The sequence below is a fragment of the Actinomycetota bacterium genome, assembly GCA_028698215.1.
Lineage (GTDB): Bacteria > Actinomycetota > Humimicrobiia > Humimicrobiales > Humimicrobiaceae > Halolacustris.
Map to the genome: position 1 here is coordinate 1 of JAQVDY010000043.1, position 7,734 is coordinate 7,734.

Consider the following 7,734-nt stretch of genomic DNA (forward strand, 5'->3'; position numbering starts at 1 on the left):
GAGGCACAGACAAAAAAATCTCCATAATAGAACTGCTCATTAAGGTTGTAATGCACCAGTTTATGGACACTTAGCCTTTTTTCCATGGGTTCATCCTTGTACTCTGCTAAAACTGCTAGATTATAAGGATCATATATATCCATAATCAGGTACTTTTCCGATTTCTTTATGCATCCGTACCGGGAAAAAGTAGTTCCGCCGGTAAGTATTATGTCTGCTTGCTCTATCAAGGCCTTCAGGCTGGCCTCGTCACTGTATTTTTTCAAGCTGAAGCTGTCCGGCTCCAGCCTGCAATCATTGGGTACAGCCAGGGTTACATTCATGTACTGGGACAGTACTTTGGCAAAATTCCATACCCTGATAGCCGGGCCTGCCATTTGTGCGGATACCACTTCACTGGTTATAATAAGCAGGCTTCTCTTTATTTCCCTGGTAAAAATATCATATAGTCCCAAGCCGGTTAGCATGTTAATCTGGTTTTGCTGGTACTGCGGGTCGGAAGATACTGCCAGAAATTGTCCTTTAAAATAAGTAAATACCGCCTTGTCATCCCTGCCCCGGTTCTGCTGTATCCATCGCCTTTTTTCAATTAGTTTAGGCAGGTTATCCATAAAGTCTTTCACTGCCGCCATTGAACTTAAGGGCTGCTTATCTATGGTTATATCTTTAATCTGTTTTTCTATGGCCTCGCTTAACTTTTTATCCTCTTCCAAAGAAAACTTATAGTAATTCTTATAGTCAAATTTTAAGTCTACCCACAGGCGGTTAAATACATTGCCGAAAGTAGCCGCCAAAGCCCGGGCCAGGTTATGGTCATCATAGTTTTTAAATACGGAATAAAGGGAGTTTCTCTCTTTTAGAAACCTCAATTTATCGTCGCTGAAGACCTGGGAGGTGCCATGGTGCACATGATATACTATGGACTGGGGTACAAATACCACCTTATATCCCAGTACCCACAGCCTCCAGCCCAAATCTACATCTTCATAATATGCAAAAAAATCGGAGTCAAAACCTCCACAATGGCGGAATATATCGGTCTTTACCATCATGGCTCCCCCGTTTACAAAAGGCTGGTATACCATATTGTGGTGCTGGTCCTGTTCTGCCGGCAGCCCGTAATCTATCTGGAAACCCTTGCCTTCAAAATTAATCATGCCTCCGGCAAAATCAATGTTTTTACCATCGGCTGACATTACCTTAGAGCCTGCTGCTGCTATTTCATTCTGGCCCAGCAAGGGTCTTACCAACTCGGTTAACCATTGGGGGTCTACCCTGGTATCATTGTTTAAGAAAGCGATATATTCACCACTGGCCTGCTGGGCTGCCTGGTTGTTGGCAGGAGCAAAACCTTGATTAGTTTTATTGGCAATCACCTTAACCTGGGGATAATGCTGTGACAGGAATTCTACTGACCCGTCAGTAGAACCATTATCTACCACTATTAATTCTATTTTGGGGGATGGATAATCCAGTTGGGCTATGCTGTCTAAGCAATCCTTTAAATAATCCTTGCCATTTAAATTTACAATAGAGATGGTAATAAGAGGATAGGCAATCATATTTCCCATCAGATGATCTCCGTATAAAATTTATAAAAAGTTAAATAAATTATAACAAACAATTCATTTTAAACAATATTATTTGTGGTTGCTGCTCTACTGGGGGACAGTAAGGAATACCTGGATTAGTAGTGTTAAAAACCCACGGTTTGGGATACAGGGGGGTTATGCCCCATAAGCATCGCCCCCTGTACTAGATTTTTAGTCTTGGGGATTAAAATTCTTGGTGTACTTTTCAGCCAGATTGCCAAAGAAGGGAAACTTGTAGTTTTCTCCCTGCTGGGTTTTCAGCACTATTACTATCCTGATTATAAGCTCTGCAATTACTACAAACCAGGCCAGCCAGCTAAACAGGCTCCACCAGCCCCATAATCCATAGGAAAATACCGATCTAACCAGGATTGCTCTTACTATAGACCCAATAATCTGCAGTACTATCCTTATGATTAAAGAGGTAAAGCCAATAATCATGGACTGCATCGCCTGAAACTTGACAAACCTGTTTTCTTTTTCCAACAGATAGATGATTAGGCCTGACAGCCAGCCCCCGTATCCATATAGCAGGATTCCAGCATGGGATACCAGTACTGCCAGCTTGGCAGGCATTCCTGTAGAACTTTTTTTATTTGCGTCCGGATGCTCTGCTGTAGGTTGTTCAGCCATTAAACTTCCTTTCTTTTCATTAATAATAGGCAGTTTTAATGATGATATTTTTGATTATACCTTATCTTAATATTATTGACAGGTATAAAATGATTAAATTAATTGATTTAATCCAAATCACTTTACTAATAACATTTTTAGTTTTTACCTATAGAACATTCTAAGATTTCCACTCTCCCTTATACTGCCTTAGTTTTAAATAAATCCGCCTGGTTATAGCCTTTGCTTTTTAAAATGTTTAATTTTTTAGTATGATATTGGGCAGTAGAAAAAAGTATGAGGCAAATCACTTCCGGTATTTGCCAAAATTATTATCTGAAAACATTGACTTAGGAGGATAAATGGCTGAATCAAATCAAGAAGAACTTAAAATGGGAGAGAAAGTAATAGGAGGACCAAGGATCTATTTCTGGGTAATCTCTATTTTAGCCGGTATCGGTACTTTTTCCCTGCTGGATGTGGGAAACTGGATGGGAAAAAATTTTCATATGGGCCCCTTTAATATACCTTTTCCCAATATGGGCCTTCCTCTTGGAGAAAATACTGGTTGGGTGTTCCTGGCCCTTTATGTAGCAGCGCTAGTAGGACTATATATGAGAAAGGGCTGGGCTGTTCCTGTAGGCAGGGCTGCCCTGGTGGTATCCATGGTAGTACTTTTTCCGGTAGGCACCATATTTGGAGCCATATTATGGAAAAGATTTAATGATCCTGTAGCTAAAAAATATCTAAACTACGGCGCCAAGCCAGAGGAAACCCCGGATAAGGAAAGCCAGGAAAAACAGGATTCTTAAATAATGAAGGTGATAAAGTAAAGGGATTAAAGCCTTACAGGGCAGATAGAAGTGATTTATTTTAAATATTAACTAAGGTAAAATAAAACCAGTCTAATATAGAAAAGAGATTATGAAAGAAATAAACATTGCCTTTATAACCGACCGGATGATAAAAGGCCATGGGGTGGATCTGGTGGTAGACCGTATGGCCGACGGCCTGGCTAAGAAAGGTTACCATACCCGGGTTTACTGCAATTACCATGATGAAACTTTTACCAGCCGGAAGTCTTATCACATAACTACTCTGCCCTATGTAAGGCCGGTTAGGAATCCCATAGTTTACGAGAGATGGATAAGGAAACTGGTCCCCTTTTTCCAGAAACGAAAAATTGACCTGTTCGTCATACAGTCCTTTCCCTTTTACAGCCTTATACCCAAATTAAAACAGCCGGTCCTGGTGGTAGACCATGGTATCATATCTACAGCAGGCATGCCTTACCGACGCAGGCTTTTTTACCGCTACCAGCAGCTGAGCCAGAACCTGTCCTATTTCCGCCAGGCTGAAAAGATTATAACTGTATCTAAGTTTCTGCTATCCTGCCTGCCGGCAAAGCTGCAGGCCAAGGCTGGCTATATTTATAACGGCTGCAACCACTATAAGTTAGCCGATATGCCTGATGATGAAAGGGTAGCTAATTTCAGGCAGGAGCTGGGAGTAAAAACTGATGATATACTGCTGTTATTTGTGGGCAGGTTAAATATTTCCAACCAGCCCTATAAAGGGGTAGATGAACTTATCCACATCCATAACCATTTGGCCAAAAGCAGGGATGATGTAAAAATGCTGGCGGTAGGTTATGGCTCCCAGAATGACGAAGCTTTGCTAAAGAACCATGGAATCATGGTTTTAGGCAATGCCCCGGAAACTCTTATGCCCTTAATATTTAAGGCTTCCGATATTTATGTGACCTGTTCTAAATGGGAGGGGTTTGACCTGCCGGTAGCAGAAGCCCATAGTTTCAGCAAGCCTTCTGTTTGCTATGATATAGGGGCCCATCCAGAAATTACCAAGGATGGGGAAACTGGATTCATAGTTAAGGATCAATCCCAATTCATTGATAAGCTAAACCTCCTAATATCTGATAAGGATTTAAGGGATAGCATGGGAAAGGCTGCCTACCAGTTTTCCAAAAAGTTTAACTGGCGGGATACAGTAGATAAATACGATCAACAGATAAAACAGATGCTCAGCCTGCAAGATACAGATATAGTACCCCGGGATTTTAAACAGGAAGAAATACCGGATAAGTTCCCCCCGGTTACCGCCCTCATAGTCAATTACAATTCCAGCTTTGAATGCCTGGAAGAATGCATTGCCTCTCTTAAGGAGCAGACTTATCAAAACCTGGAAATACTTCTTTTTGATAATAACAGTGATAACGACATACTGACCCGCATCAGGCAGAGGTTTAGCGGTATCAAGATTATTAAATCTACCCAGAACCTGGGATTGGGAAGAGCTATAAACCGGGCCCTGGAAAGCATAGACAGCCCTTATGTGCTGATATCCAATTTTGATGTGGCCTACGATAAAAGGGCGGTAGAAGAATGCGTTAATATGATAGGAAGCCTGGACAGGAAGTATATTGGCCTGGCTCCCAAGATTAAGTTTTACTACATGAGGGATTTTATAGAAAGTGCCGGCATTTACCTGGATAAATCCTATTATATTGGCTATCAGGGCATAGGCCAGCTGGACCTGGACCAGTATGACCGGGATGAAAATGTGTTTGGATGCTCTTTTACTTCTGCCTTTATAAAAACCAAGGCTTTTTCGGAGGAAGTGGTAGGTAAAATAGACCCCAGTTTCTTCCTGTTCTATGAAGATGTGGATTTCTGCTATAGGGCCAACCTCTATGGCTATGCATTTAGGACCTGTCCCACCGCCATAGTTTATCACAAATATGCTTACAGCTTCCGGGATGCGGCTACCGGGTGGCAGACCAAATATTATTACCAGAAACTCAACCTGTTAAAAACCTTGTATAAGAATGCTGAAGAAGCAAATCTGGTGCGGGTAAAAAACATTGAGCTGGGAATACAGAAACAGAACCTAAAAGATGCTAACCTTAAATCCACAGCTAAAAAGATAACCAGAAACTACAAAAAAAGCTTGCCCTATCTCAAACAGGAAAGGGCCAATATCCAGATGTCCAGGAAATTATTTGATGAAGATGTACTTAAGTATTGCTGGGGTGAATCTAACTTTTTTGATTTTGTAGAAAATGTGCCCCAGTACTCCCTAACCAACTTGTCTAAAACCTATCAAAGGCTTTATGCCCTGGTAGGCAATAAGACTTATGAAGACTATATCACTTATCTACAGAATCTGAGCCAGACCAAGTTCAGGATTGAAATAGATAAGGTAAGAAGACTGCTGCACAGCAAACTGGAATACGAAAGGCAGTCAGTACATAATTTTATTGACAGATTAAGTTAGCATGCAAATTGGAATAGATATTTCAACCCTGGCCAATCATGGACAGGATATTGGGGCCGGACGCTATATTTTCAATCTGGTAGAGCACCTTGCCGGTTTGGACCATAGTAACCAAATTAAACTGGTGGCCAGGTGCACTACCCGCCAGAACCTGGAAGTCATAGGACAGCTTACCCAAAGGGATAATGTTGCAGCAAAGCTCGTTTTTACCAGTGATAAAAAGCTTTCCTGGTGGGACAAATTTAATTTTCCCCCCTATGAGTTTTTAGGCTACAGGGCGGATTTGCTTCATTGCCCCGATTTTATGATCGGCCCTACCTTAAACCGTAACCTGGTGCTTACTATAAATGATTTGGCCTTTATCCGTTATCCTGAGTTTAACTTTGACTGGTTTATAGAAAAATATACCAAACAGGTTAAAGCCAATGCCATAAGGGCCAAAAAAATCATTGCCATATCCCATAGCACCCGCCAGGATATTATCAAATTTTTGGGCATACCGGAGGAAAAAATTGAAGTGATCTACCCCGCAGCAGACCATATCTTCAACAAGCTGGAACACCCGGATAAGGAAGTATGCAAAAAATATAACCTGGATGGCAATTTTATCTTGTCAGTGGGAACCATTGAACCCAGGAAGAATTATCCAGCCTTGATAGAGGCTTTCAATAATATAAAAAAAGATTTTAAGCAATTAAAGCTGGCTATTGTGGGCAGGACAGGATGGAAAAGCGAGGCCAGCTTTAAGGCTAAAGAGGACAGCCCACATAGCCAGGATATATTGTTTTTAGGCCGGGTTCCTGACCAGGATCTGGTGCATCTATATAATCAAGCTATGATTTTTGTGTATCCTTCAATATTTGAAGGTTTTGGTTTGCCTGTCCTGGAGGCTATGAGCTGCGGTTTGCCGGTAATTGCAGGTAATACTTCATCATTGCCTGAGGTAGTGGAAGATAGTGGGATATTGGTTAATTTAGAGGAAAGCAATGCCTTGGGCCAGGCTGTAGTTAAACTACTTTCAGATAATAGCTTAAGAGAAGAGCTGGCCAACAAGGCTCTAACCAGGGCTGCTAAGTTTTCATGGGAAGAGAATGCAAGGGCTACCTTAGCTCTGTACAAACAGCTGTAGGTATGGCTTTGGTTATTTCTAAATTTCTTTAGCTTAATTGTTGCTAGAAATACAGATTTAAAGCTTACATCACACTTTTCCTTTGAATAATGTGATAATGCTGATTTAATTAAACTAATTGGCAAATACCATTACCAATACTCTTCTCTGTTCATCCTGGGACATTCCAATCCCCACTCTGGTAAAAGCGCTATTTAAAATATTCTGCCTATGGGGCCCACTATCCATCCAGGAGGCCAAAAAGGTTTCCACTGTTCCATTAGATGGAGGCGATGCCTGATTTATATTCTCAGCAGCAGCACTAAAAACTATACCCCTGTCAGCCATTAGGTCAAATGCACTTATGCCGCTAGGGCTTATATGGGAAAAGTATCCGCAGGATATCATATCCTCTGCTCTCCAGCTTGCTACTCCATTAAGCCCCGGGCATAGCGCCACCTGGTTTAACCCGTAATCTTTCCTTATATGATTTAAGTTGGAAAGCACATCGGTTATGTAACTGTCGGATGAATCTAAAACGGTTGAGTTACTATCCTTGCTGGAAGAAAGGCTACCTGTATTTATGCCGTAAATACTGCACAGGCTGGCAAACTCTACCGAGTTTACAAAGCCGGAAAGCACAAAACTCCTGCTTCTCCCCTTTTCCAGCTGGCCCAGCCAACCGGCATAACCTTCAGGATCTGGGAGGCGGTTAAAAAAGGACCTGTACATAACCAGCAAAAACTGTTCATGGGAAGTATTCTTGGCTTGAAATTCTTCAGAAAATATGAAATGATAAGCCACATCAGCCCCAGTAAGCCTGCCTGAAGTTAAATGCCCCACCCAGTTAGTCAGGCCTGGACCATCGGGCTGCCGGTCCAGACAGGTATTATAAAAGCGGGTAACAAAATCTTCGACGTTTTGAGAATCTGCAAAAGCTAGGTTTGGTATCATTAATGTTGCTACTATGACGGCTACAAATATAGCTACTATAGTTCTACGTTTCAAGCGCATTCTCCTTATATACTTTTTTATAGACCTCCAGCGTATTGCGGGCAGTTTGCTCCCAGCTAAATTTTTGAGCCTGCAGGCTTCCCCGGCGGGACAGCTCCTGCCTTTTGCCTTTAT

At 41.8% G+C, this 7,734-nt stretch carries 6 protein-coding genes; 3 read left to right on the forward strand and 3 right to left on the reverse strand.

The window, feature by feature from the left end:
• Together PHN32_08660 and PHN32_08665 are read right to left on the reverse strand one after the other, a co-directional pair.
• The coding region (locus tag PHN32_08660) for a glycosyltransferase family 2 protein (protein MDD3777660.1) at positions 1–1,571 on the reverse strand (1,571 nt) is incomplete at its 3' end.
• 192 nt (positions 1,572–1,763) lie between these two features.
• Complete coding sequence (locus PHN32_08665) at positions 1,764–2,225, reverse strand: DUF4870 domain-containing protein (GenBank protein MDD3777661.1); 462 nt, start codon at positions 2,223–2,225, stop codon at positions 1,764–1,766.
• Positions 2,226–2,566: 341 nt separating this feature from the next.
• Here PHN32_08665 and PHN32_08670 point away from each other — a divergent pair, with 341 nt between their 5' ends.
• From PHN32_08670 to PHN32_08680, 3 genes are all read left to right on the forward strand, one after another.
• Positions 2,567–3,016, forward strand: a complete 450-nt coding sequence (locus tag PHN32_08670; protein ID MDD3777662.1) for a hypothetical protein — start codon at positions 2,567–2,569, stop codon at positions 3,014–3,016.
• A 112-nt stretch (positions 3,017–3,128) separates the two neighbouring features.
• Complete coding sequence (locus PHN32_08675) at positions 3,129–5,498, forward strand: glycosyltransferase (protein ID MDD3777663.1); 2,370 nt, start codon at positions 3,129–3,131, stop codon at positions 5,496–5,498.
• 1 nt (position 5,499) lies between these two features.
• Positions 5,500–6,627, forward strand: coding sequence for a glycosyltransferase family 1 protein (locus PHN32_08680; protein MDD3777664.1), 1,128 nt, complete (start codon positions 5,500–5,502; stop codon positions 6,625–6,627).
• 114 nt (positions 6,628–6,741) lie between these two features.
• Here PHN32_08680 and PHN32_08685 read toward each other — a convergent pair whose 3' ends face one another.
• Entirely contained in the window at positions 6,742–7,614 is an 873-nt protein-coding gene (locus tag PHN32_08685; GenBank protein MDD3777665.1) for a DUF4214 domain-containing protein, read from the reverse strand.
• Between the last annotated feature and the right edge of the window lie 120 nt (positions 7,615–7,734).